Annotated in this window: 19 protein-coding genes and 1 riboswitch; of the genes, 16 read left to right on the forward strand and 3 right to left on the reverse strand. The window is 67.8% G+C overall.

What is annotated here, in order from left to right; translation table 11 throughout:
* The first annotated feature begins 37 nt into the window (after positions 1-37).
* The 4 genes from ETX26_RS07235 (at position 38) to ETX26_RS07250 (ending at position 4339) form a co-directional block, all read left to right on the forward strand.
* On the forward strand, positions 38-658 hold the full coding sequence (locus ETX26_RS07235; protein ID WP_129523934.1) for an HdeD family acid-resistance protein: 621 nt from the start codon (positions 38-40) through the stop codon (positions 656-658).
* Positions 659-836: 178 nt separating this feature from the next.
* Positions 837-1199 (forward strand): endonuclease domain-containing protein, encoded by a 363-nt coding sequence (locus ETX26_RS07240; RefSeq protein WP_129523935.1) that lies wholly within the window; start codon positions 837-839, stop codon positions 1197-1199.
* 201 nt (positions 1200-1400) lie between these two features.
* Positions 1401-1934 carry an RNA 2',3'-cyclic phosphodiesterase gene (gene thpR, locus ETX26_RS07245; RefSeq protein ID WP_129523936.1) on the forward strand — a complete coding sequence of 178 codons (534 nt, stop codon included), beginning with the start codon at positions 1401-1403 and terminating at the stop codon, positions 1932-1934.
* A gap of 146 nt (positions 1935-2080) precedes the next feature.
* Positions 2081-4339 (forward strand): M3 family metallopeptidase, encoded by a 2259-nt coding sequence (locus tag ETX26_RS07250; RefSeq protein WP_129523937.1) that lies wholly within the window; start codon positions 2081-2083, stop codon positions 4337-4339.
* Positions 4340-4406: 67 nt separating this feature from the next.
* On the opposite strand, the gene ETX26_RS07255 is transcribed toward ETX26_RS07250, so the two are convergent.
* Positions 4407-6341 (reverse strand): TonB-dependent receptor plug domain-containing protein, encoded by a 1935-nt coding sequence (locus tag ETX26_RS07255; RefSeq protein ID WP_129523938.1) that lies wholly within the window; start codon positions 6339-6341, stop codon positions 4407-4409.
* A gap of 89 nt (positions 6342-6430) precedes the next feature.
* Positions 6431-6643, reverse strand: a riboswitch (cobalamin riboswitch).
* Between the two features lie 181 nt (positions 6644-6824).
* Between ETX26_RS07255 and ETX26_RS07260 the strand changes: the two genes are divergently transcribed.
* The 12 genes from ETX26_RS07260 (at position 6825) to ETX26_RS07315 (ending at position 23428) form a co-directional block, all read left to right on the forward strand.
* Positions 6825-7952, forward strand: a complete 1128-nt coding sequence (locus ETX26_RS07260) for a cell wall hydrolase (protein WP_225425535.1) — start codon at positions 6825-6827, stop codon at positions 7950-7952.
* Positions 7953-8093: 141 nt separating this feature from the next.
* Positions 8094-8438, forward strand: a complete 345-nt coding sequence (locus ETX26_RS07265) for a heme oxygenase-like domain-containing protein (RefSeq protein ID WP_191984690.1) — start codon at positions 8094-8096, stop codon at positions 8436-8438.
* 75 nt (positions 8439-8513) lie between these two features.
* Positions 8514-10475 (forward strand): putative bifunctional diguanylate cyclase/phosphodiesterase, encoded by a 1962-nt coding sequence (locus ETX26_RS07270; protein WP_129523939.1) that lies wholly within the window; start codon positions 8514-8516, stop codon positions 10473-10475.
* 279 nt (positions 10476-10754) lie between these two features.
* Positions 10755-11717 (forward strand): malate dehydrogenase, encoded by a 963-nt coding sequence (gene mdh / locus ETX26_RS07275; RefSeq protein ID WP_129523940.1) that lies wholly within the window; start codon positions 10755-10757, stop codon positions 11715-11717.
* A gap of 314 nt (positions 11718-12031) precedes the next feature.
* On the forward strand, positions 12032-12922 hold the full coding sequence (gene sucD / locus ETX26_RS07280; RefSeq protein ID WP_129523941.1) for a succinate--CoA ligase subunit alpha: 891 nt from the start codon (positions 12032-12034) through the stop codon (positions 12920-12922).
* Between the two features lie 98 nt (positions 12923-13020).
* Positions 13021-15870: a 2-oxoglutarate dehydrogenase E1 component gene (locus ETX26_RS07285; RefSeq protein ID WP_129523942.1), complete on the forward strand. Its 2850-nt coding sequence runs from the start codon at positions 13021-13023 to the stop codon at positions 15868-15870.
* An 11-nt stretch (positions 15871-15881) separates the two neighbouring features.
* On the forward strand, positions 15882-17162 hold the full coding sequence (gene odhB, locus ETX26_RS07290) for a 2-oxoglutarate dehydrogenase complex dihydrolipoyllysine-residue succinyltransferase (protein ID WP_129523943.1): 1281 nt from the start codon (positions 15882-15884) through the stop codon (positions 17160-17162).
* A 111-nt stretch (positions 17163-17273) separates the two neighbouring features.
* Positions 17274-18680 (forward strand): dihydrolipoyl dehydrogenase, encoded by a 1407-nt coding sequence (gene lpdA / locus ETX26_RS07295; protein WP_129523944.1) that lies wholly within the window; start codon positions 17274-17276, stop codon positions 18678-18680.
* A 65-nt stretch (positions 18681-18745) separates the two neighbouring features.
* Positions 18746-19534 carry a hypothetical protein gene (locus ETX26_RS07300; protein ID WP_129523945.1) on the forward strand — a complete coding sequence of 263 codons (789 nt, stop codon included), beginning with the start codon at positions 18746-18748 and terminating at the stop codon, positions 19532-19534.
* Positions 19535-19578: 44 nt separating this feature from the next.
* On the forward strand, positions 19579-21057 hold the full coding sequence (locus ETX26_RS07305; protein ID WP_225425536.1) for a DUF4403 family protein: 1479 nt from the start codon (positions 19579-19581) through the stop codon (positions 21055-21057).
* 65 nt (positions 21058-21122) lie between these two features.
* The gene (locus tag ETX26_RS07310; protein WP_129523947.1) at positions 21123-22454 is read left to right on the forward strand and encodes an amidase family protein; all 1332 of its coding nucleotides are present in this window, start codon (positions 21123-21125) and stop codon (positions 22452-22454) included.
* A 320-nt stretch (positions 22455-22774) separates the two neighbouring features.
* Complete coding sequence (locus ETX26_RS07315; protein WP_129523948.1) at positions 22775-23428, forward strand: trimeric intracellular cation channel family protein; 654 nt, start codon at positions 22775-22777, stop codon at positions 23426-23428.
* A gap of 18 nt (positions 23429-23446) precedes the next feature.
* Here the strand turns inward: ETX26_RS07315 and ETX26_RS07320 are convergent, their stop codons facing one another.
* Complete coding sequence (locus ETX26_RS07320) at positions 23447-24124, reverse strand: hypothetical protein (RefSeq protein WP_129523949.1); 678 nt, start codon at positions 24122-24124, stop codon at positions 23447-23449.
* A gap of 114 nt (positions 24125-24238) precedes the next feature.
* Positions 24239-24751: a hypothetical protein gene (locus ETX26_RS07325; RefSeq protein WP_129523950.1), complete on the reverse strand. Its 513-nt coding sequence runs from the start codon at positions 24749-24751 to the stop codon at positions 24239-24241.
* Positions 24752-24894 lie beyond the last annotated feature (143 nt).

A 24894-nucleotide genomic window follows, 5' to 3' on the forward strand; every position in this document is an offset into this window, starting at 1 on the left:
CGTGGTTACCTCCGAAACGTCACCCGCCGGCACGTCCATGTCCCGGCATGACCCGCTCGACCATCTCCCCGCGCGCAACTGGGGCTGGTTTGCGCTGCGCGGCGTGCTGCTGCTGGTGCTGGGCGGGCTGTCGCTCGCCTTTCCGGCTGCGGCGCTGTTCACCTTCGCACTGGTCTTTGCCGTCTACTGCTTCATCGACGGAATATTCGCCCTCGCCAGCGGTATCCGGGGGGCACGGCGGAAGGAGGAGCGCTGGTGGGCGCTGATCCTCGCCGGGCTGCTGGGGATCGCGGTGGGCGTGATCTTCGTGCTGTTCCCCGGCCTCGGCACGCTCGCCTACGCCCTCACCGCCATCGCCGTGATCGCAGGCTGGGCCGTGGCGACCGGGGTGCTGCAGATCGCCGCCGCCTGGCGCCTGCGGCGGGCGATCGAGGGCGAATGGCTGCTGATCGCCTCGGGCGCGCTCACGGTCTTGCTCGGCATCGGGCTGATCGCCTTGCTGATGGTCGCGCCGGAGCCCACGCTGATGTCGGTCGCGTGGATGATCGGCATCTGGGCGCTGATCGCCGGCATGGCCCTGCTGGTGCTGGCGTTTCGCCTGCGGCGGCATGGAGGCGAGCGTGTGGTGGGCGCGGCGAATGGCGACCGTGGAGTATAGGGTGGCTTGGCCTGCGGCACCGGCACCGGGCCCACCCCGCTGCGACTAGGCTCGCTGCGCTCACCAAGTCTCGCTCCCCTCCCGCAAGCGGGAGGGGCTGGGCGTGTGGGCTCACCTCGCTGTGACTGGCCTCCCCCTCCCGCTTGCGGGAGGGGTCGGGGGTGGGCACAGTGCTACGGTGACGACGTTCAAGCCGCGGAACACGAAGCGGGCGCGGGAGCTTCGCAACCGGGCCACTCCGGCGGAGCGGGTTCTGTGGCAGCATCTTTCGAAGTCGCAGCTTGGGGTGAAGTTCAGCAGGCAGATGCCGGTCGGACCTTATTTTGCGGATTTTCTTTGCCGCGAGCGCAAGCTGGTGGTGGAGCTCGACGGGTGGTCGCATGATGTGGCGCCGGAGCGGGATGTGGTGCGGGATCGATATCTGCGGGGTCAGGGGTATCGGGTGCTGCGCTTTATGAACGAGGATGTTCGCGACAATGTCGAAGGGGTTGTGACTGCCATTCGGCTGGCATTGCGCGAGGGCCCACCCCGCTGCGACTAGGCTCGCTTGCGGCACCCGGCCCACCCCGCTGCGACTAGCTTCGCCTCCGGCTCAGCAAGTCTCGCTCCCCTCCCGCAAGCGGGAGGGGTGGGGCGACTGGCCTCCCCCCTCCCGCTTGCGGGAGGGGTCGGGGGTGGGCTGGCCGGGAAAGAGCCAACCACTACGGATGCAGCCCGAGCCGCCACCTGCTAAGGCCAACCCATGCACCGACTGTTTGCCGCCCTGCCCCTGCCGCCAGACATAACCGATACCCTGCTCGATACCATGGACGGGATCGAGGGGGCGCGGTGGCAGTCGGAGGAGCAGCTTCATGTGACCTTGCGGTTCGCGGGCGAGCTCGATCCGCGGCAGGGGGAGGATCTGGTCACCGCGCTGTCGCGGGTGGAAAGCCCTGCATTCGATCTCGAGCTCCGCGGCGTCGGGCACTTCGAGCGCAAGGGACGGCCGCATACCCTGTGGGCCGGGATCGCGCCGAGCGAGCCGCTGGCCGTGCTCCAGCGGCGGGTCGAGCGGGCGTGCCGTGCGGCAGGCCTGCGGCCCGAGACGCGCAAGTTCGTGCCGCATGTCACGCTTGCCCGGCTCAACAGCGGCAGCGGGCCGATCGGCGCCTGGCTGGCGGACAATGCGCTGCTCACGGCCGGGCCGTGGCGGGTGGACGGCTTCGCGCTCTACGAAAGCCGGCTGACGCCCTACGGCGCCGATTACGAGCGGCTGGAGGATTTCGCTTTCGACTGACCGGGCGCTCGGCTGACGGGGCAGCCCTGCCTCGGCCCAAGCCCTTGCATTCGCCCTCGATCTCCGGTTCAAGCGGGCGCAGGAAGATTCCGTCGCATGCCGGGCACGCCGTGCCGGTGCGGTCCGAAACAGAGATTGGAGAGACGATGAAGGCCCACATTCTGGCCACCACCGCCATTGCGTTCGCGCTCGCGGGTTGTTCGACCATGCAGGAGGGTAACGTGCAGTCCGCCAGCGATAGCTCGCCCGCCGCCACCGCCGACATTCCCGAGGCGACCGGCTATTTCGCGCAGCCGAGCACGCTGCCGTTCCACGCGCCCGACTTCACCAAGATCCAGGACAGCGATTTCAAGCCCGCGTTCGAGCAGGCGATGGCGATCCACAGCGCCGAGATCGAGGCGATCAAGAACAACCCCGAGCCGCCGACGTTCGAGAACACGATCGTCGCGCTCGAGACCTCGGGCCAGATGCTCAACCGGGTCGCGACCGTGTTCTTCGCGCTGACCGGGGCCAACACCAACGACACGCTCGACGCGGTCCAGGCCGAGATGGGGCCGAAGCTGTCGCAGCATTCGGACGCGATCACGCTCGACCCGGTGTTATTCGAGCGGGTCAAGGCGGTTTACGACAACCGCGCGGCGATGAGCATGACGCCCGAGGACGCCAAGCTGCTCGAGGAAACCTACGAGCAGATGGTCCACGCCGGCGCGTTGCTGACCCCGGCGCAGAAGGAACAGGTCAAGGCGATCAACTCGAGCCTGTCCGAGCTGACCACCGAGTTTTCCCAAAAAGTGCGCGAGGCCACCGTGGCCGGCGCGCTGGTGGTCGAGGATCCGGCCGAGCTTGCGGGGCTGTCCGAGGCGGAGATCGAGGCCGCGGCCAAGCTCGGCGTCGAGCGAGGTCTGCCCGGCAAGTACGTGATCGCGCTGCAGAATACGACGCAGCAGCCGCTCCTGCCCGAGTTGGAGAACCGCGCCACGCGCGAGAAGCTGTTCATGAACAGCTTCCACCGCGCCGATCGCGGCGGTGAGAACGACACGCGCACGCTGCTGGCCGAGATCGCCGAGCTGCGCGCGAAGAAGGCGGCGCTGTTCGGCCAGCCCGACTGGGCGAGCTACGTCATGTACGACCGCATGGCGGAGAACCCGAAGACCGCGCTCGACTTCATGCAGCAGATGGTCCCCGCTCTCGCCGCGACGCAGCGGCGCGAGGCGGCCATGCTCAACGAGCAGATCAGGGCCGAAGGCGGCGACTTCGAAGTTCAGCCGTGGGACTGGTACCGCTACGCCGAAAAGGTCCGCAAGGCGAAGTACGACATCGACGAGAATGCGGTGAAGCCGTATTTCGAGATCACCAGCGTGCTCGAGAACGGCGTGTTCTATGCCGCCAACAAGCTCTACGGCCTGAGCTTCAAGAAGCGCGCCGACCTGCCGGTCTATCACCCCGACGTCACGACCTACACCGTCTATGACGCCGACGGCAGCGAGCTCGGCATCTTCTACTTCGACCCCTACCAGCGCCCGAGCAAGCGCGGCGGGGCGTGGATGAGCAACTTCGTCGAGCAGAGCCACCTCTACGGCACCAAGCCGGTGATCTACAACGTGCTCAACATCCCCAAGGCGGCCGAGGGCGAGCCGCAGCTGGTGAGCTTCGACAACGTCAACACGATGTTCCACGAGTTCGGCCACGCGCTGCACGGGTTCTTCGCGGACCAGAAGTACGCCTCGCTCTCGGGCACGGCGACGGCGCGCGACTTTGTCGAGTACCCGAGCCAGGTGAACGAGCTGTGGGCGACTTATCCGGAAGTGCTGCGCAACTATGCCAAGCACTACCAGACCGGCGCGACGATCCCGGCCGAGCTGATCCAGAAGATCGAGGCGGCGGCGAAGTTCAACCAGGGCTACGACTTCGGCGAAGTGGTCGAAGCCGCGCTGCTCGACATGAAGTGGCACGCGCTGACGCCGCAGCAGGCCGCGGCGATCGACACACCCGAGGAAGTCGACGCATTCGAGCGCCAGTCGCTGGAGGAGCTGGGGCTGGAAGTCGACCTGGTGCCGCCGCGCTACCGCTCGAGCTACTTCAACCACATCTTCTCGAGCCCGGCGGGCTACAGCGCCGGGTACTACTCGTACCTGTGGACCGAGATGCTCGACCGCGACAGCCGCAAGTGGTTCCTCGAGAACGGCGGCCTGACGCGCGCCAACGGCGACCACTACCGCAAGACCGTGCTCAGCCGCGGCGGGACGATGAACTACTTCGAGATGTTCGAGAACTTCGCCGGCCGCCAGCCGGACGTGACCCCGATGCTCGAGGCGCGCGGCCTGGTCGGCAACGATCCGACCGCGGAGCCGGCCACGTCCGACGGCCCGCTGCCGCCCGAGACGACCGAGGACGGCGCCGACTGACCGGCCGTTCCTCCGGGAAAAACAATCGAGCGCCCGGCCTCCCGCGAGGCCGGGCGCTTTTTCATGGTCAGAACCGCGCGCGGGCGCCGATGTAGGCGCTGCGGCCGGGCGTGCCGTAGCCGGCGGCGGTCTGGTAGTCGGTGTCGAACAGGTTCTCGACCCGTCCGAACAGCTCGAACCGCTCGCCGAAGGGCAGCGAGGCGCGCACCGAGGCGAGCGCGTAGCCCTCGAGCGGGGTGGTGTTGGCCGCGTTCTCGAACGAGTCGCTGACCATCCGCACATCACCGCCGATCGTGAAGTCGTTGAGCGGGGTGCGCCAGTCGGCCGACAGGGTCAGCGCGTGCTGCGGACGGCGGGCGAGGACGTTGCCCTGGTTGGCGGAGCCCGCCGTGCGGTTCTCGGTATCAACGTAGGCGTAGGCCGCACGCGTGGTCACCCGGTCGGACGGGCGCGCGCCGAGTTCGACTTCGACGCCCTGCGCGCGGGCGCGGTCGGTGTTGGCGTAGAAACCGTTCGGCCGCTCGTCGCAGAACCCGGGCCGCTCGGCACTGAAGCAGCTCACGAACTCGATCTGGTCGCGCGCGTCGCGGCGGAACGCGGTGAGCGCGCCGTAGAAGCGGGACCGGGTCAGCGAGCGGTCGCCGTGGATCAGGCCGATGTCGTAGCTGGTGCTGCGTTCGGGCTGGAGCGCCGGGTTCCCGTAGTCGGAGAAGAGCTGGTAGAGCGTCGGCGCCTTGAAGCCCTCGCCCACGCTGGCGCGCAGGCGCAGGTCGCGGGTCAGCGCGTAGCTGATGTCGCCGCCGAAGCTCGTCTCGCTGCCGAAGCGGGCGTGGTCGTCCAGCCGCACGCCGGCATGCGCGGCGAGCGGGCCCATCTCGATGCCGACCTGGGTATAGGCGCCGAAGATGCGCGTGGTCTGGCGCTCCGGCTCGAACAGGGTGCGGAAGGCCTCCCACTCGTTCTCGGCGCCGAAGTTGACCAGCAGCGGGCCGATCGGGCGCCACTCGCCGCGCACCTCGACCCGGTCCGAATGGCCGTCGCTGGAGAAGGTCGGCTCGCCGGCCGCATCGCGGTTCACCCGCTCGGTGTCGGCGAAGGAGTAGGCCGCGCTGACGAACAGCGGGCCGGTGTCGTAGATCGCGCCCGCGGAGCCCGAATACTGCTGCGTGTGCTGCGTATCCTCGGTGTCGCCGAAGGAGAAGTCGGGTTGATAGCCGTCGAGGTCGAGGTCACCTTCGGCCCAGCGGCCGCGCGCGAAGATCTCGAAGCTGGGCGAGAGGTAGAGGCGGCCCTGCCCGCCGGCGGTCCACTGCTCGAACCCGTCGGCCTCGGTGCCGTTCGCGGCCTGCGAGAAGCCGTCGGTGCGGTAGTAGCTGGCCGAGGCGCCGAGGAAGCCGCGGTCGCCGCCGATCCCGCCCGAGACGGCGCCGGTGGCGGTGTCGCGCGATCCGTATTCGGCACTCGCCTGGAGGCCGCTTTCCGCGCGGGTCGAGGCGACGATCACCCCGCCGATCGCGTCCGAGCCCCAGATCGTGCTGTTCGAGCCGCGCAGCACCTCGATCTTGGCGAGATTGCTGGTGAGCAGGTTGCCGAAATCGAACCCGCCGCCGGGCGAGGCCGGATCGGCCACGCGCACGCCGTCGATCAGGACAAGAAGCTGCTCGCCCTCTGCGCCGCGCAGGCCGACGTTGGTGACCGCACCGACGCCGCCGTCGCGGCTGACGGCAAGGCCCGGCACGCGCTCGAGCACCCGCGTCAGGTCGGCGCCCTGGATGCTGCGGATTTCCTGCTCGCCGATCACGGTGACGGCCTGACCGGTGTCCTCGATCTCGATCCGCGTGCCGGTGGCGGTGACGGTGATCTCCGTTTCCTCCGGCCGGAAGTCGGCGAAGGGATCGGACGAGATCTTGGGAGCTTCGGCCGCCGCATCGTCGCTGTCCTGCGCCTGAAGCGGCGCGGCGAGCGCCACGAGACTTGCACCGATAATCAAGTAATTACGCATGTATCCTCCTGTCACGAACGAACTGCCGCTCATGACGGAGCGAGGGCGCACGCCCTCCCCGCTTGCTTCCGGTGCACCCCGCCCGGCAGCGCGAACGACCGTCATCGGCAGGTCTCCTGGCTCCCGGATCGTAGCGGCCCGCTCCGCCTTCCCGGTCGTCCGACGGACGAGCCAGTGGCGCGTGGGAGCGGGCGCTCCCCGGTCACAGTTGCGGGGGCAGCGGGGGCATCCGACCCCCTTCCCTCTTCGGTCCGCCCTCCCTCGCGAAAGGGAGGCGGACAACCCATGACGTGGGCGCGCACTAGCGGGGCTCTCCCAAAGCGGCAAGACGCATCGCGAGAAGCAAATATTCAGCATCCCGATTAACCGGCGCTTGCGATCTGTACCGCCAAGGGACGCCCGCGACGGGGCGGTCGAAGCGCGCCTTCGCTGCTGATACGCGCTGGCCGCGCGCCCGCATTGCCTCTCGAATCAAGGACAGCCGTGATCCCTGCCCCCGCCTCCGCTGCGAAGTTCCGCACGCGCCGCAAGCCGGCGACGCTGTGGGCGCGCCTGACGCGGAGCCTTGGCGGGCGGCGGATCCTGGCGCTGGCCGCGGCGATCGGCGTGCCCGCAATGGCGGCGCCGGCCGACTGGACCGTTTTCGGCGAGCCCGCCGCCGCGCTGACTCAGGCGGAGGCGGTGCAGCCGCTCGCCTACGAACGCCCGGGGCAGAACTTCCCCGGCTCCGCTTTCTACTTCCTCGAGGACACGCCGCGCCTCGCCTACGCCCTGCCCGAGAATGCCGCGACGCTCTACGACCCGACCGGCACCGGCGACGGCGTCGCAGCCGAACTGGCCGCCGCGCGGGTCGCCGGGCCTGCCGCCGCGGCGTTCCGGCTGTCCGGCACCGGCATCGACAAGGCGCGCGCCCTGCACTGCCTGACAAGCGCGGTTTACTACGAGGCGGCGAGCGAAGCCATCGGCGGGCAGCGCGCAGTGGCGCAAGTCGTGCTCAACCGCGTCGCGCACCCGAGCTATCCGAACAGCGTGTGCGGCGTGGTGTTCCAGGGGTCGGAGCGCAAGACCGGCTGCCAGTTCACCTTCACCTGCGACGGCTCGCTCGCGCGCAAGCCGATGAAGGCCGCGTGGGACCGGGCGCTGACGGTCGCGCAACAGGCGCTGGCGGGCGAGGTCTACGAGCCGGTCGGCCTCGCGACACATTACCACACGATCTGGATCAACCCGTACTGGGCTCCGAGCCTCGACACGGTCGGCACGATCGGCGCGCACCGCTTCTACCGCTGGCGCGGCGCGGCGGGGCGGCCTGCGGCGTTCACGGCCAGCTATCGCGGTGCCGAGCCGGCGGCCGCGCCCCATCCGCGCAGTGCCGCTCCGGAGCCGACCGCGGCGGCTGATCCCGTGGCCCTCGCCCGCGCTTACGAGGAAGCGCGGGCCAGCGCGGCGGCCGCCAGCCCGGGAACGGCTGCCCGCACGCCGGCTCCCGATTATGCGTCACCGGTCGAAGCGCGCGGCGGCGACGCGGCGTTCACCGCGGGCAATCTGCCTTCGGGCGGCACCGTCAGGCCCGAATACGCCAACAGCGGGCGGTGGATTGCGCAACCGAACTGACCGGCTCGCAGGCCGGCAGGCCAAACCTTAACGCCGCGGAAACCTTAGCGCCAAACGCTCGCTTAGGGGCTGGCGCGCTAGATCCATCGCAAGTCGCAACCGGCCCCGCCCCGGCGGGAGCCTGATGGAAGGCCCCTCGGCATGACATTCCATTTCGCAGCATCGCGCTCTGCCGCGAATGCACCGCTCGCGCGGATTCTGCAGCGCCGCAGAGCGGCTTCTGCTGCGAACGACAACTGTGCCGCGCACGGCGGCGACCGCATGTTGCACGCGGCCTTGCGGCACTTCGCGCGCCACGGTCTCGGCGCCGCGCGCGAGGCGCGTCGCCAGGCGGAGCGCGCCTTCTTCGCCGGCGACCGCGAAAGCTACGACTGGTGGCTCGGCGTCTGCCGCGCGCTCGATGCGCGGATCGCGCGGTCGCTCGAGCAGGAAACCCGTGAAAGGCCGCAGCCAGCGGTTCGGCCTGCGTCGGATGGCTCGGGGTAGCGGGCGGCTGCCGTGACGCGCGCCGTAAGGTGCCTGTTAACTATGCAGTGACCACTTCCCGTTATGGCCCGGCACATGGCGAGCAGCAATCCCGAGGGGAAGGCCTTCAGTGCCTTGTCCTACTTCGAGAGGGGCGACGCGTTGTCGGAGCGCGTGCGCCGGACCCTGGTCCGCACGCTGTACACGCAACCCAGCAGCCTCGCCGCCGGGGCGGCAAGCGGCATCGTCTCCTCGCTGGTGGTCGCCTACATCAGCGAGTCCACGGTCATGTACGTGCTCACGCTGGTGCTGTGCATCGTCGCGATCGCGCGGGTGGTGCTGGCGTTCAGCCATTCTCCCGACAGCGACACGAGCACGAACGAACTCGAGATCGTCTACGAGGTCGGCGCATTCACCTACGCGTTCCTGCTCGGCACCGCCGCCGCGGCGGCGCTGGTGCTGCGCGTCCATCCCGAGGCCGAAGTCCTGATCGCGGTAAACGCGGTGGGCTACGGCGTCGCCATTTGCGCCCGGAACGCGGGTCGGCCGGTCATCGCGATCGGCCAGCTCGTCCTCGTCTGCGCGCCGATGATCGCGGCGTGCCTCTATCTGAACACGCTCGCATTCAACGTGTTCGCGATCACCATCGTGCTCATGATCCCGGCGATGGCTGCGATCACGATGAGCGTGTTCAAGGTGCTGCGCGACAATATCGCCGCGGCCGAAACCAGCGCCCGGCTGGCGGAGACGATGCAGCGGCTCGCGCGGACCGACGCGGTGACCGGCCTCGCCAATCGCGCGGGGCTCAACCACGCGATGGTGGAAAAGCTGATGGACGTGACGGACGACCAGATGATGGGCATGATCTGGATCGACCTCGACCGGTTCAAGGAAGTGAACGACCTGCTCGGCCACCCGGTCGGCGATCGCGTGCTGCAGACGGTGGCCAAGCGTCTGCAGGAGATCACCCCGGACGGTGCGACCGTGGCGCGGTTCGGCGGCGATGAGTTCATCGTCTTCTGCGAGGTCGACGACCGCGCCGACTGCATGCGGCTGGCGAGCGAAGTCCATGCCGAGATCATGCGTCCGGTGCGGATCGACGGCGAGCGGCTCGAGATCGGCGCCTCGCTCGGCGTCGCGGTGCTGCCCGACGATGGCGGCGATGCCGACAGCGTGATGCAGGCCGCCGACCTCGCGCTCTATCATGCGAAGGTCAACGGCCGCCGGCAGACGTGCTTCTTCGACAGCTCGATGAGCCGCGATCTCGCGCGGCGCCGCGAGATCGAGGACGAGCTGCGCAGCGCGATCCAGAAGAACGAGCTGTCGATCTTCTTCCAGCCGATCGTCGACCTTTCGACCGGACGCATCCGCACGTTCGAGGCGCTGGTGCGCTGGTTCCACCCCCAGAAGGGAGAGATGCGGCCGGACGAGTTCATTCCGGTCGCGGAAGAAACCGGCGTGATCGTCACGCTCGGCAACTGGATCACCGCGCAGGCGGCCCGCGCTGCGGCGCAGTGGCCGCAGGACGTGACGCTGGCGGTCAACCTCTCGCCGCTGCAGATCAAGGCCCCGGGCGCGGCGCTCGGCGTGATCAACGCGCTGCGCGAAGCGGGGCTCGATCCCGCCCGCCTCGAACTGGAAGTGACCGAAAGCCTGTTTCTCGACGACAGCGAGGCGACCGACGACTTCATCAGGGAGCTGTCCGCCCGCGGCGTGCGCTTCGCGCTCGACGACTTCGGGACCGGCTATTCCTCGCTCGCCTACGTCAACAAGTATCCGTTCCGGAAGATCAAGGTCGACCGCAGCTTCGTGTCCGGCCCCGACGTGTCGCGGCGGACCGAGGCGATCATCCGCGCCGTCGCCGAAATGGGCGCACAGCTCGACATGGAGATCGTCGCCGAGGGGCTCGAGACGATCGAGCAGGTTACCGCCGTCCGCAACGCAGGCTGCACGCTCGGCCAGGGCTACTACTTCAGCCGCGCCGTGCCCGACTATCTCGCGGCCATGCTGCTGGCGCAAGAGCGCGACGAGGAGCTGCTGCGCAGGACCGCCTCCTGACGCTCGGCGCGGGAGCAGCCGGGAACCGGAAGCGCAACGATCGATTGGTATACGATGGCTGGCGAACGCCAGGCTATCGGTCCATTTCAATCCTTTATCGCAAATGCGAACCAATCGCAAAGATAGTTCCGTGCGCGGGGCCTTTCGCGGTTGCAATCGCCATTCGCGGGGCCTAGGTCGCATGCCGTTCAACCGGCGCGGCTTCCTCGCGGGACACGGGGCTGCGCGTATCACGGCCAGGCATGACGTCCCGCGCATTGGAAGGACAGACGCTCAGCCATGGCTCGCAAGAAGATCGCCCTCGTCGGCGCCGGCATGATCGGCGGCACTCTCGCCCACCTCGCAGCGATGAAGGAAATGGGCGACGTCGTCCTGTTCGACATCGCCGAAGGCATGCCCGCGGGCAAGGCGCTCGACCTCAGCCAGGCGGGCCCGGTCGAAGGCTTCGACGCGAACCTCAAGGGCACGAGCGACTACAAGGACATCGCCGGCGCCGACGTGGTGATCGTGACCGCCGGCGTGCCGCGCAAGCCCGGCATGAGCCGCGACGACCTGCTCGGCATCAACCTCAAGGTCATGAAGGCCGTCGGCGAAGGCATCAAGGCCAACTGCCCCGACGCTTTCGTGATCTGCATCACCAACCCGCTCGACGCGATGGTCTGGGCGCTGCGCGAATTCTCCGGCCTGCCGCACAACAAGGTCGTGGGCATGGCCGGTGTGCTCGACAGCGCGCGCTTCCGCCACTTCCTCGCCGAAGAGTTCGACGTCTCGATGGAAGACGTCACCGCCTTCGTCCTCGGCGGCCACGGCGATACCATGGTCCCGGTGCTCGAGTACTCGACCGTCGCCGGCATCCCCGTGCCCGACCTGATCAAGATGGGCTGGTCCACGCAGGAAAAGATGGACGCGATCGTCCAGCGCACCCGCTCGGGCGGCGGCGAGATCGTCCAGCTCCTCGGCAACGGCTCGGCCTACTACGCGCCGGCGACGAGCGCGATCCAGATGGCCGAGAGCTACCTCAAGGACAAGAAGCGGGTCCTCCCCTGCGCCGCGCACCTGACCGGGCAGTACGGCGTCGACGGCCTCTACGTGGGCGTGCCGATCGTGATCGGCGCGAACGGCGTCGAGCGTGTGGTCGAGATCGAGCTGAACGGCGAGGCCAAGGCCAATTTCCAGAAGAGCGTCGACGCGGTCAAGGAACTGCTGGTGGCGTGCAAGGGCATCGATAGCTCGCTGGGATGAGCTGGCAGGCAACCCTCCTACTTTGTTCCTATATAGGATGGGTGGGCCTCCACTCGTGGCTCGGAAAGAAGCGTTTTCTCCGCACACTCGCCGCGCTGGTCGTTCTCGAGCTTACAGCTTTCGTCGGCCTTTTCATCTGGCTTCAAAAGCAGGATTACCATGCTTCAGCAGGCGCAGTAGTCGTACTTGCTCTCTTCGCGGGAGCTTTCGTTCTGCTCGTCCCAGCGGTTGTAGGCGCATATTCGTTCTGGAAGAACGGAACAGCGCGCTCTCTGTGAGAGCGGTCAAATCTTGAAATACACGAAGGAAAATCAATGAGCATCCTCGTCGACAAGAACACCAAGGTCATCACCCAGGGCATGACCGGTGACACCGGCACGTTCCACACGCAGCAGGCGCTCGACTACGGGACGCAGATGGTTGCGGGCGTGACGCCGGGCAAAGGCGGCACCGAGCACATCGGCCTGCCGGTCTACAACACCGTCGCCGAGGCCAAGGCCGCGACCGGCGCGACCGCGAGCTGCATCTACGTGCCGCCGCCGTTCGCCGCGGACTCGATCCTTGAGGCGATCGACGCCGAGATCGAGCTGATCGTCGCGATCACCGAAGGCGTTCCGGTGCTCGACATGGTCCGCGTGAAGCGCGCGCTCGACGGTTCGAAGTCGCGCCTGATCGGCCCGAACTGCCCCGGCGTGCTGACCCCAGGCGAGTGCAAGATCGGCATCATGCCGGGCTCGATCTTCAAGAAGGGTTCGGTCGGCGTCGTCAGCCGCTCGGGCACGCTCACTTACGAGGCCGTGCACCAGACCACGCAGGTCGGCCTCGGCCAGACGACCGCGGTCGGCATCGGCGGCGACCCGGTCAACGGCACCAACTTCATCGACGTGCTCGACCTGTTCCTTTCCGACGACGAGACCAAGTCGATCATCATGATCGGCGAGATCGGCGGATCGGCCGAGGAAGAGGCGGCCGAGTTCATCAAGGACCAGGCGAAGAAGGGCCGCAAGAAGCCGATGGTCGGCTTCATCGCCGGCCGCACGGCCCCTCCGGGCCGCCGTATGGGCCACGCGGGCGCGATCGTGAGCGGCGGCCAGGGCGGCGCCGAGGACAAGATCGCTGCGATGGAAGCCGCGGGCATCCGCGTCTCCCCCTCGCCCAGCGAACTCGGCACGACGCTCGACGCGATGCTGAAGGAGCTTGCCTGAGCGCAGGCGCGGACCGCCCTCCTCCCCGGGAGCATCCGCGCCGCTCGGACATTGGTTTTGCTGAGCCGGTAACGTAGCCGGCGCGAGAGGTGACCCGGATGGGTAACGAGAGCCACGATTTTCTCCCCGAACTTTCCGATCAGGGAGGGCCGCAGCCCGGGCCGAGCTGGGGGAATCCCCGCTGGCCGCTGAGCGCGATCGATTCGGAGAGCGACCTGACCCAGGCGCTCGACCCGACGACGATGAAAGTCGCGGTCAAGGCCGCGGCGGAGAAGGCCGGCAAGGCGACCGATCCGAAGGCGATCGAGGAAGCCGCGGCGGACTCGATCCGCGCCATGCTGCTCATCCGGCTCTACCGCGTGCGCGGGCATCTGGCGGCGGATCTCGACCCGCTCGGCCTCAGCAACCGCGAGCTGCCGGAAGATCTCCAGATCGAGTGGCACGGCTTCGCCGGGCAGGAGGATAAGGAAGTCTACGTCGGCGGGCTGATGGGCCGCGACTGGCTGAAGGTCGGCGAGCTCGCCGAGATCCTGCGCTCGAGCTACTGCGGCAAAGTCGGCCTCGAATACATGCACATCGCCGATGTCGAGGAACGGCGCTTCCTGCAAGAGAAGTTCGAAGGGCCGGAAGACGTCATCCAGTTCACGCCCGAGGGCAAGCGCGCGATCCTCGCCGCCGTGGTCCGCGGCGAACAGTACGAAGCGTTCCTCGCGAAGAAATACGTCGGCACCAAGCGCTTCGGCCTCGATGGCGGCGAATCGATGATCCCCGCGCTCGAGGCGGTGATCAAGTACGGCGGCCAGTCGGGCGTGCGCGAGATCATCTACGGCATGGCCCACCGCGGCCGGCTGAACGTCCTCGCGAATGTCATGGGCAAGCCCTACAAGGTGATCTTCCATGAGTTCTCCGGCGGCAGCGCCAACCCGGAGGACGTTGGCGGATCCGGCGACGTGAAGTACCACCTCGGCACCAGCACCGACCGCGAGTTCGACGGCATCGACGTGCACATGAGCCTGGTGCCCAACCCCTCGCACCTCGAGGCGGTGGACCCCGTCGTGCTCGGCAAGACACGCGCCCAGCAGGCGATCCGCGACGACCTGAAGAAGCACGAGCAGGTCCTGCCCGTGCTGATCCACGGCGACGCGGCCTTCGCCGGCCAGGGCATCGTGTGGGAGTGCTTCGGCTTCTCGGGCGTCGCCGGGTACAACACCGGCGGCTGCATCCACTTCGTCATCAACAACCAGATCGGGTTCACGACGAGCCCCCGCTTCGCCAGATCTTCCCCCTATCCTTCAGATGTGGCGAAAGGCGTTCAGGCCCCAATCCTGCACGTCAACGGCGACGATCCGGAAGCGGTGACGTTCGCCTGCAAGCTGGCCGTCGAATACCGCCAGCGGTTCGGCCGCGACATCGTGATCGACATGTGGTGCTATCGCCGCTTCGGCCACAACGAGGGCGACGAGCCCAAGTTCACCCAGCCGCTGATGTACGACGCGATCAAGGGCCATCCGAAGGTCAGCGAGATCTACGCCGCGCGGCTCGTCGAGCAGGGCGTGATCGAGGAAGGCGAGCGCGACAAGCTGAGCGCCGAGTTCGTCGATACTCTCGAGCAGGAGTTCGAGGCGGCGAAGAGCTACAAGCCGAACGAGGCCGACTGGTTCGGCGGCCGCTGGGCCGGGCTCAACAAGCCGGCCGATCCGGAAACCGCGCGCCGCAACATCGATACCGGAATGGAGCGCAAGCTGTTCGACAGCCTCGGCCGCACGCTGACCACCGTGCCCGAGGGTCTGACGATCCACAAGACGCTGGGCCGCGTGCTCGATGCCAAGCGCAAGATGTTCGAAAGCGGCGAAGGGTTCGACTGGGCGACGGCCGAAGCGCTCGCCTTCGGCAGCCTCGTGACCGAGGGCTTCGGCGTGCGCCTGTCGGGACAGGATTCGGGCCGCGGCACCTTCAGCCAGCGCCACGCGGTCTGGATCGACCAGACCGACGAGCACAAGTACATCCCGCTCACCCAGTTGCCGCACGGCAAGTTCGAGGTCTACGACAGCCCGCTGAGCGAATATGGCGTGCTCGGCTTCGAATACGGCTTCGCCATGGCGGACCCCAAGACGCTGGTGCTGTGGGAGGCGCAGTTCGGCGATTTCGCCAACGGCGCGCAGATCATGATCGACCAGTATATCGCCGCGGGCGAGGTCAAGTGGCTGCGGGCCAACGGCCTCGTGCTCCTGCTGCCGCATGGCTACGAGGGTCAGGGGCCCGAGCACTCCTCGGCCCGCCTGGAGCGGTTCCTGCAGCTCTGCGCGAACGACAACATCCAGGTGTGCAACATCACCGTGCCGGCGAACTATTTCCACGTCCTGCGCCGGCAGATGAAGCGCTCGTTCCGCAAGCCGCTGATCATCATGACGCCCAAGTCGCTGCTGCGGCACCCGATGGCCAAGAGCAGCGCCGACGAATTCCTGGGCGAAAGCCACTTCCGCCGCATCGTCAGCGACACGACCGAGATCGCCGACGAGAAAATCCGCCGCCTCGTGCTATGTTCGGGCAAGGTCGCCTACGACCTGATCGAGAAGCGCGACGAGGAAGGGCTGGACGACGTCTCGATCGTGCGAATCGAGCAGCTCTATCCCTTCCCCGGCGAAGCGCTCGCGCTGCGCCTGGGCCGGATGACCAATCTGGAAGAGGTGATCTGGTGTCAGGAGGAGCCGAAGAACAACGGCGCCTGGTTCTTCGTCGAGAGCAAGATCGAGGAAACGCTCGCTTCGGCCGGGCATCGGGGCATGCGGCCGCGCTATGCCGGGCGCGAGGTCGCGGCCTCCCCCGCCACCGGGCTCGCCAAGCGGCATGAGGAGCAGCAGCGCTGCCTCGTCTCGATGGCGCTTGGACTGAACGATGGCGGCGAGGCCGCGCGCAATGGCAAGACTGCCGGCAAGAAGAAGGCTTGAGGAACGCGAATATGGCCAGCGAAGTCAAAGTCCCCACGCTTGGTGAATCGGTCACCGAAGGCACGATCGGCGAGTGGCTGAAGAAACCCGGCGACACGGTGAAGGTCGACGAGCCGATCGTCAGCCTCGAGACCGACAAGGTCGCCGTCGAAGTCCCCTCCCCCGTCGGCGGCGTCCTGGGCGAGCAGAAGTTCGCGGTCGGCGACACGGTCGAAGTCGGCGCGGTGATCGCGACGATCGAGGACGACGTGGCCGCGGGCGAGAGCACCAAGGTCGAACCGCGCGAGGAGAAGTCGTCCGACAAGCCGGCGTCCGAGGAGAAGAAGGACGAAAAGCCAGCCCCAGCCCCAGCCGCGGCCAAGGAAGCCGCGCCCGTGGACACTCAGACGCTCTCGCCCGCGGTGCGCCGCGCAGTGCTCGAGCACGGGGTCGACCCGACGACGATCAAAGGCACCGGCAAGGACGGGCGCCTGACGAAGGAAGACGTGCTCGCCGCCGCCGAAGCCAAGAAGGGCGGCGCGGACACGATCGACGAGGCCGCGCCCGCGCAGGCCAAGATCGACATTCCCGCCCCCGCGGCGGAAGGCGGCGAACGGCGCGAGGAGCGCGTCAAGATGACGCGCATGCGCCAGACGATCGCCAAGCGGCTCAAGAGCGCGCAGGACAACGCCGCGCTGCTCACGACCTTCAACGACTGCGACATGAGCGCGGTGATCGAGGCGCGCGAGAAGTACAAGGACCTGTTCGCCAAGAAGCACGACATCAAGCTCGGCTTCATGGGCTTCTTCGCCAAGGCCGCCTGCCTCGCGCTGAAGGACGTGCCCTCGGCCAACGCCTATATCGAGGGCGACGAGATCGTCTATCACGACTTCGTCGACATCTCGGTCGCGGTCAGCGCGCCCAACGGGCTCGTGGTGCCGGTGGTGCGCGATGCGCACGCCAAGAGCTTCGCCCAGATCGAGAAGGACATCGCCGACTTCGGCAAGCGCGCCCGCGAAGGCACGCTGACGATGGAGGACATGAGGGGCGGCACCTTCACCATCTCCAACGGGGGCGTGTTCGGCAGCCTGATGTCCACCCCGATCATCAACCCGCCGCAGAGCGCGGTGCTCGGCCTGCACCGGATCGAGGACCGTGCCGTCGTGGTCGACGGCGAGATCGTGGTGCGCCCGATGATGTACATCGCGCTCTCCTACGATCACCGCCTGATCGACGGCCGCGAGGCGGTAACCGCGCTGAAGATCATGAAGGAAGCGATCGAGGATCCAACGCGGATGCTGATCGATCTTTGAACCAACCCAAATCCGTTCGGGCTGAGCTTGTCGAAGCCCTGCTCTTCTTCTGGAGCGACGGATCAAACAAAGTACGGCCCTTCGACAAGCTCAGGGCGAACGGAGTTTGACATGTCGGATTTTGACTACGACGTCCTCGTCATCGGTGCCGGCCCCGGCGGCTATGTCGCGGCGATCCGCGCGGCCCAGCTCGGGCTGAAGACGGCCTGCGCGGAGAGCCGCGAGACGCTCGGCGGCACCTGTCTCAACGTGGGGTGCATCCCCTCGAAGGCGATGCTCCACGCGAGCGAGTACTTCGACGCCGCGGCGAACGGCGCGATGGCGAAGATGGGCGTCGAAGTGACGCCCAAGCTCAACCTCGAGGCGATGCACGGCCAGCGCAAGGACGCGGTCAAGCAGCTCACCGGCGGGATCGAGTTTCTGTTCAAGAAGAACAAGGTGACCTGGTTCAAGGGCCGCGCCGCGTTCGAGGATGCACACACGGTGAAAGTCGGCGACGAGACGGTGACGGCGAAGAACGTCGTGATCGCCACCGGCTCCTCGGTAACCGAACTCAAGGGTGTCGAGGTCGACAACGACAAGGGCGTGGTGGTCGACAGCACCGGCGCGCTTGAGCTCGCCGCGGTCCCGAAGAAGATGGTCGTCATCGGCGGCGGGGTGATCGGGCTCGAACTCGGCTCGGTTTGGCGCCGGCTTGGCGCAGAGGTGACGGTGGTCGAGTTCCTCGACCAGCTCCTCCCCGGCATGGATGGCGACGTGCGCAAGGAAGCGGCCAAGATCTTCAAGAAGCAGGGCATGGAACTGCGCCTCTCGACCAAGGTCACCGGCTGCACGGTCAAGGGCAAGAAGGCGACGCTGACGCTCGAACCTGCGGACGGCGGGGAGAGCGAGGCGCTGGAGGCCGATTGCGTGCTCGTCTCGATCGGGCGGCGGCCAAACACCGAAGGCCTCGGGCTCGACGCGATCGGGCTGGAGACCAACCGGCGCGGCCAGATCGAGACCGACCACGACTTCCGCACAAAGGTCGACGGCGTCTGGGCGATCGGCGACGTGATCCCCGGCCCTATGCTCGCGCACAAGGCCGAGGACGAGGGCATCGCCGTCGCCGAGAACATCGCGGGCCAGACCGGCATCGTGAACCACGCCGTGATCCCGAGCGTCGTCTACACCTGGCCCGAAATCGCCGGCGTCGGCCTGACCGAAGAGCAGGCGAAGGAAAAGGCCCAAGAAACTGGCGTCAAGGTCGGCAAGTTCCCGATGCTCGCCAACAGCCGTGCCAAGACCAACCACGAGCCCGAGGGCTTCGTGAAAGTGATCGCCGATGCCGAAACCGACCGCGTGCTCGGCGTGTGGTGCATCGCCAGCGTCGCCGGCACGATGATCGCGCAGGCCGCCCAGGCGATGGAATTCGGCGCCACCAGCGAGGACATCGCCTACACCTGCCATGCCCATCCGACACACAGCGAGGCGATCAAGGAAGCGGCGATGGCGGTGACCGGCAAGCCGATCCACATCTGACGATCATGTGGACCGGGGGCGAGGACGGACAACCGTGGTTGTCCGCATTCGCGCTAATCGCAGCGGTGGGCGCGAGCCTGCTCCTGTTCCACGCCGGCGGCGCGCCGTCGGCCTACTCGCTCGTCAACGCAGCTACGCTGGCGCTGGCCTTGATCGTCATGGTTGCCTCCCGCCGGCTTCATCTAGCCACGCGTGGCGCAACATGGGTGGTTGGCCTGGGCTTGAGCGGAATCTGCATCACGCTCATCAGCGGCGTCGATGTGGAAGGCGTCCGCCGGTGGATCCCGCTCGGACCCGTTCGACTGCATGCCGCCATGCTGCTTCTACCGGCTGTGCTTGCCGCCCTGCCCTGTCTCCCGGACCGGTGGCGGCTCGCATGCGTTGCCTTGGCAGCGGCGGTCTTTGTCTGGCAGCCGGACCCGGCGGCGGCGCTGACGCTCGCTTTCGGCTGTCTGTTGGCCGAATGGCGCAATCGGCGATCGGCCGTGGCGATGATCCTTGTCGCCGCGTCCGTTGCCGGCGTGATCGCCGCGGCCGCTCGCGCCGTGCCGCTGGCGCCGGTGCCGTTCGTCGAGAGCGTCCTTGCACAGGGGTTCAAGCTGCACGCCGCTCTCGGGATGGCACTTGCAGCAGCACTCCTGTTCGCGGTCTTCGCTCCGCTGCTCGATAACGCCGATCGCGCGAACACAGCTGCCGTATCCGTATCCGGAGGATGGCTCGGATTTTCGATTGCTTCGGTAGCCGGCCCTTATCCCACGCCGCTCGTCGGATACGGTGCGGCAGCCATTCTGGGATACGGCCTCGCAACTGCCGTGCTGAGAGCCACAGGCCAGTTTCGCGTTGGAAGCGACTGAATAACGGGTATATCTGCATCCAGGGCAACAGGATGCAGCGATCCATGGCGATCGGACGAATTGCCGCATTGGCGGCCCTCGTGGCCGCATTCGCGCTGGCGGGTTGCAACAGGGATGCCCCCGCCGGCCCTCCGCCGCGGGCGCAGGGCACGATCGAGGTCCCGCCGCAATCCTCCGTCATTGCCGTGCCGGTCACGACCGACCTGTCGGCGCTTCGCACCGCGCTCGAGCGAGAAGTGCCGCGGACGCTGTGGACGATCGACCGCAAGGGGGAGACCTGCGTCGCCTCCGAACGGGTCGAGGTCGCTTTCGTCAAGCTCAAGACGCCGAAGATCAAGTGCGACATCGTCGGCCGGGTCACCCGCGGGCGGCTGACGTTCGAAGGGCGCGGGCAGCGGATCGTGGTCACCGTGCCGATCCACGCCGAAGTGCGCGCGCAGGACATCGCCGGCGTGCTCAAGCAGGAAACCGCGACCGCCGACGCGCGGGTCCGCGCGGTGGTCGACATCGCGCTCAACCGCGACTGGAGCCCGCGCGGCACGGTCGATATCCAGTACGACTGGACCGATCCGCCGCACATAGACTTCCTCGGCCAGCGCATCGAATTCACCAGCAAAGCGGACGCCAAGCTCAAGAGCGTGGTGGCACGCCTCGAGCGCACGCTGCCGCGCGAGATCGCCAAAGTGCAGCTCCGCGGCGAGGTCGAACGGCTGTGGAGCAAGGCCTTCACCTCGCTCCAGCTCAACGAGTCGAACCCGCCGGTGTGGATGCGCATCACTCCGCAGGAACTGCAGTACGGCGGCTTCACGCTGTCGGGCAAACGGATCGAGCTGCAGCTCGGCATGAAGGCGCGCACCGAAACGTTCGTCGGCGACCGGCCCACCGATCCACCCGCCACGCCTCTGCCGCCGCTGGAGGAACTCGACGAGGAGCCCGGCAAGCTGGTGTTCTTCATTCCGGTGATCGCGGACTATGCCCAGCTCGAGCCGGTGATCGCCGAGGCCTTGGCGAAGCGCGCGCAGCGGCCTTTCACTCTCCCCGGCATCGGTGCGGTGGACGCGCGTTTCGGCCGGGTCGAGGCCTATGGCACGACCGGCGGCCGCCTGGCGGTGGGCGTCACGTTCACCGCGACGCCGCGCGACCGCGCGCTCGGCGCCGCCAGCGGCACGGTCTGGCTGACGGCGAGGCCCGTCAACGCGGAGAACTCGCGCGAGATTTCCTTCCGCGATCTCGAAGTCACCGGCGATACGGACCGCACGGGCGCGGATCTGCTGCTCGACCTCGCCAACTCGCCCGGCTTCTCCCAGACGATCGCGCTGGCCCTCGCGCAGAATTTCGAGAAGGACTACGATGACCTTCTGGTGAAAATCGGACGCGCGATCGAGAGCAAGCGCGAAGGCGACCTGCTGATCCGGGCGCGGATCGAGGAGGTGCAGACCGGCCGGCTGACGGCGGCGGGACAAGGGCTCTACCTGCCGGTCCGCGGCACGGGGACGGCGTCGATCACCCTCGCTCCGCGTTGAACCTCTGCGCTTGCAAATCAGGCCCGTTTGCCCATGCTGCGGCGGCGAACGGGAGACAAGATCGAATGATTCCGACATTGACCGACCAGCCGGGCGCAATCGCGCTCGCGGCGCAGATCCGCAGCGGGGAGCTGTCGCCGCTCGAGGCGGTCGATGCAGCGATCGCCCGGATCGAGGATCGGGACATGCAGATCGACGCGGTCGTGGTCTGCGATTTCGAACGCGCGCGCGAGACGGCCGAAGCGCTCGACGGCCAGGCGCCCGGCGAGGATCGCCCGCTGTTCGGCGTGCCGATGACGATCAAGGAAAGCTTCGACATCGCTGGCCTGCCGACCACCTGGGGGCACGAGCAGTTTGCAGGCAACATCGCCAAGCGCGACGCGCGGATCGTGCAGAAGCTCAAGGCGGCGGGCGTGATCTTCCTTGGCAAGACCAACGTGCCGCCCGATCTGGCGGACTGGCAGTCGCGCAACCCGGTCTATGGCCGCACCCGCAACCCGCACGACACCTCGCGCAGCCCCGGCGGCTCCTCCGGCGGATCGGCGGCGGCGGTCGCGAGCGGCATGGTGCCGTGCGAGTACGGCACCGACATCGGCGGATCGGTCCGCGTGCCGGCGCACTTCTGCGGGGTCTGGGGGCACAAGACGAGCTGGGGCCTCATCTCGAAGCACGGCCACGACCACCCGATGATGGCGGGCGGCGACGCACATGACGGCGCGCTTTCGATCGCCGGGCCGATCGCACGCAATGCCGACGATCTCGCTCTCCTGCTGCAACTAACCGCATCGATCCCGATGCGCGCGAGCGGCAAGCGGCTCGCCGATTGCCGGCTGCTGCTGGTGACCGACTATCCGGACAGCCCGGTCGATGCCGCGGTGCTCGGCCCGATCGAGGCGGCGGTCGCGGCGCTGGAAGCCGCAGGCGTAAGGGTAGAGCGCACGACCGACCTGCTGCCCGATCTCGCGCGGCAGCAGCAGGACTACATGAAGATGCTCAACATCGCCCTGGCGCGCGGGATGCCCGCGCCCGATGGCAAGCGCGCCACCGCGACCGACTGGTTCGACCTGCTCGACGCGCAGGCCCGCAACGAAGCGGCCTGGCACGCGCTGTTCGAGACCTACGACTTCGTCCTCGCCCCGCCCGCCCCGGTGCTCGCCATACCGCACCGCGATGAACGTGTGTTCGACGGCACGCTGACGATCAACGGGCGCGAGGAAAGCGCGGCCGCGGCGCTGGCCTGGGCGGGAATCGCGACTTTCCCCAACCTGCCCTCCACCGTCCTGCCGGTCGGGGCGACCGACGGCCTGCCCTGCGGCATGCAGGTGATCGGCCCGCGCTGGGCCGACCTCGACTGCATCGCCGCGGCCAAGGCGATCGGCGAGGTGCTGCACGGTTGACGTTCTGGGCATGGGCTGGCGGAACCCCGGCTAGAGCGGCGTGCGCCACACGCGGATCACTCTATTTCCGTTCGTGCTGAGCTTGTCGAAGCACCGCCCTTCTTCAACGCGGCGCCCGAAGTGAGGTGCGGCCCTTCGACAAGCTCATGGCGAGCGGTTGGGTTTTACGCCTGATGCAATAACGGCGGCCGACCGGGCGGCCTGAGGTCCCAGCCTTCGCTGGGACTCGGGTCATCAAGTTGAATGCCGATTGAAGTTTACGAATGGCGAGCTGAACGGCGCCGTTCCCTCGCGCGGGAAACGGGACTAGGAACAGCACCATGTTTCCCGATGCGCCCGCCCTGCCCCCTCTGCTCGATCTGGCCGGTACTGCGGTCTTCGCGCTGACCGGCGCGCTGCTTGCGGCGCGGTTGCAGCAGACGTTCGTCACCATGGCGTTCTTCGCGCTGGTGACCGGGGTGGGCGGCGGCTCCCTGCGCGACATGCTGATCGGCGCGCCGGCCTTCTGGCTGCGCGACCCCTGGGTGGCGCTGGTGATCTTCGTCACGGCGCTGATCGCCTGGTTCACGCCGCGCCGCTGGTGGGAGGGGAGCCTGCTCGAATGGGCCGATGCGGCCGGGATGGCGGCCTTCGCCGTGCTCGGCGCGGCCAAGGCGCTCGCCTATGGCGTCGATCCGTTTCCGGCTGCCGTTCTCGGCATCGTCACCGGCTGCGCGGGCGGCGTGGTGCGCGACGTGATCGCGGGCGTACCGTCGATCATCATGCGGCCCGAGCTCTACGTCACCGCCGCGGCGCTCTCGGCGAGCCTGACGGTGATCGGCACCGTGGCGGGGCTGCCCGATGCGGCGGCATGGACTGTGGCCTGGGCGGCCGGCTTCGCGCTGCGCGGTGCGGCGATCCGCTGGCAGATCGCCCTGCCCAGCTATCGTGAGCGCGAACGGCGGAAGAAAGAGGAAGCAGAGGCGGAGCGCTGACGGCTCCGCCGCGGCGCTTCAGTAGCCTTCGTAGGTCTCGCCCGGCAGCGGACCGCCGGGATAGGCCGGCAGCGGCTGCGCGGTTCCGCCGTCCACGCGGCCCCAGGCGGCCGCATAAGTCTCGTCGTCCCACTGGTTGCCGCGCGCCTCGGTGGTATAGCTCACCCCGCCCCGGCCGTAGTCGATGTCGGAAATGCGTCCGTCGTTGCCGATCCGGCAGGTGAAGCGCTCGCCGTCGTAGAGCGACCCGCTGACCCGCCAGCCGCCTGCGGTGCGGTCAACGCCATCGACCGAGGCGACGCGCACGTCGCGCTCGATCTCCGCCACGCACATGTCGGCCGCGCGGTCGAGCCCGCCGCCCTGATAGTTCGGCTGAGGATAGCGATAGTCGTCGCGCCGTTCGTCGCGATCGTTGTCGAACGCGCCCGCGAGCGCCGCGATACCGCCGATGATCACCGCGCCGGCGATCACGTCGCCCGCGTCGATGCCGTTGTCGCGATGCCGCCAATGGCGCTGCCGGTGTCGATGCCGCGAGCGTTCCGCGGCGACGCTTTCCTCGCTCCATGCGGCAGGCGACGCGCGCTCCGTCGCCGCCGAACCGCGCGAAGGCAATTCGATAGCGGCAGCGGGCGTCGCCGCCATGCCGAGCACGGCAGCGCCGGTCAGCACGGCGGAAATCCTGAAATGACGAGCCATAGGTTCAAAGCTCCTTTCGAGCGGCACCGCGCACCGGGCGATTGCAGGTACGGCTAGGCGGTTCCGGATGTCGCCATCCTGAACCGCCCTTTACCAGCCTTTCAAGCCTGTTCCTCAAAGGCCGCGAATGCCGCTGTAGTCGAGATCGTAGACGCGGCCGCGATAATCCACGCGGCAGGTGAAGTTGCCGGTGTCGTAACGCCGGTCGCGGCCATAGCCATAGCGGCCATCGACGGCGATCCTGCCCTTCACGCGAATGTTGTCGCGGTTGGTATCGACGTCGCGGATCTGCGTGACGTCGGCCCTGCGATAGCCATACCGGCGCGCGTGGTTCTCCGCGGTCGCCACGCAGCGTTCGACGGCGGCACGCGGGCTGTAACCGCGGTTGTAGCCACGATAGTTGCGGTCGCGGTAGCGGCGATCGTAGCGATCGTAGCGGTCGTCACCGTCGAACGCGCCGGCGAGCGCTGCGATACCGCCGATGATCACCGCACCGGCAATCACGTCGCCGACGTCGATGCCGCGGTCGCGGTCATAATAGTCGCGCGCCATCGCGGGCGCTGCTGAAGTCATCGCCATCGCACCTGCGGCGACGGTTCCGACCAGGGCTTTGGAAATGGTCTTCATGGGTGCATTCCTCGCTCTCCCGGGAGCGGAACTGCTCCCGGCTACGGATGCCCTTCTAGGCCATCCGCAGTGAGACGAGGCTGAATTGGCGCGACAGCCGATATTCAGAAAACCAGCACCTAACATGAACAATCTGTCGCCCC

Origin of the sequence: Pelagerythrobacter rhizovicinus (genome assembly GCF_004135625.1) — a bacterium.
In the GTDB taxonomy this organism is placed as follows: domain Bacteria; phylum Pseudomonadota; class Alphaproteobacteria; order Sphingomonadales; family Sphingomonadaceae; genus Pelagerythrobacter; species Pelagerythrobacter rhizovicinus.

Bases quoted from the DNA above. Each gene is read 5' to 3' on its own strand.
- odhB (WP_129523943.1), top strand. From the start codon at position 15,882: ATGGCCAGCGAAGTCAAAGTCCCCACGCTTGGTGAATCGGTCACCGAA.
- ETX26_RS07270 (WP_129523939.1), top strand. From the start codon at position 8,514: ATGGCGAGCAGCAATCCCGAGGGGAAGGCCTTCAGTGCCTTGTCCTAC.
- lpdA (WP_129523944.1), top strand. From the start codon at position 17,274: ATGTCGGATTTTGACTACGACGTCCTCGTCATCGGTGCCGGCCCCGGC.
- ETX26_RS07310 (WP_129523947.1), top strand. From the start codon at position 21,123: ATGATTCCGACATTGACCGACCAGCCGGGCGCAATCGCGCTCGCGGCG.
- thpR (WP_129523936.1), top strand. From the start codon at position 1,401: ATGCACCGACTGTTTGCCGCCCTGCCCCTGCCGCCAGACATAACCGAT.
- ETX26_RS07305 (WP_225425536.1), top strand. From the start codon at position 19,579: ATGGCGATCGGACGAATTGCCGCATTGGCGGCCCTCGTGGCCGCATTC.
- ETX26_RS07285 (WP_129523942.1), top strand. From the start codon at position 13,021: ATGGGTAACGAGAGCCACGATTTTCTCCCCGAACTTTCCGATCAGGGA.
- ETX26_RS07325 (WP_129523950.1), bottom strand. From the start codon at position 24,751: ATGAAGACCATTTCCAAAGCCCTGGTCGGAACCGTCGCCGCAGGTGCG.
- mdh (WP_129523940.1), top strand. From the start codon at position 10,755: ATGGCTCGCAAGAAGATCGCCCTCGTCGGCGCCGGCATGATCGGCGGC.
- ETX26_RS07250 (WP_129523937.1), top strand. From the start codon at position 2,081: ATGAAGGCCCACATTCTGGCCACCACCGCCATTGCGTTCGCGCTCGCG.
- sucD (WP_129523941.1), top strand. From the start codon at position 12,032: ATGAGCATCCTCGTCGACAAGAACACCAAGGTCATCACCCAGGGCATG.
- ETX26_RS07315 (WP_129523948.1), top strand. From the start codon at position 22,775: ATGTTTCCCGATGCGCCCGCCCTGCCCCCTCTGCTCGATCTGGCCGGT.
- ETX26_RS07255 (WP_129523938.1), bottom strand. From the start codon at position 6,341: ATGCGTAATTACTTGATTATCGGTGCAAGTCTCGTGGCGCTCGCCGCG.
- ETX26_RS07235 (WP_129523934.1), top strand. From the start codon at position 38: ATGTCCCGGCATGACCCGCTCGACCATCTCCCCGCGCGCAACTGGGGC.
- ETX26_RS07320 (WP_129523949.1), bottom strand. From the start codon at position 24,124: ATGGCTCGTCATTTCAGGATTTCCGCCGTGCTGACCGGCGCTGCCGTG.
- ETX26_RS07265 (WP_191984690.1), top strand. From the start codon at position 8,094: ATGACATTCCATTTCGCAGCATCGCGCTCTGCCGCGAATGCACCGCTC.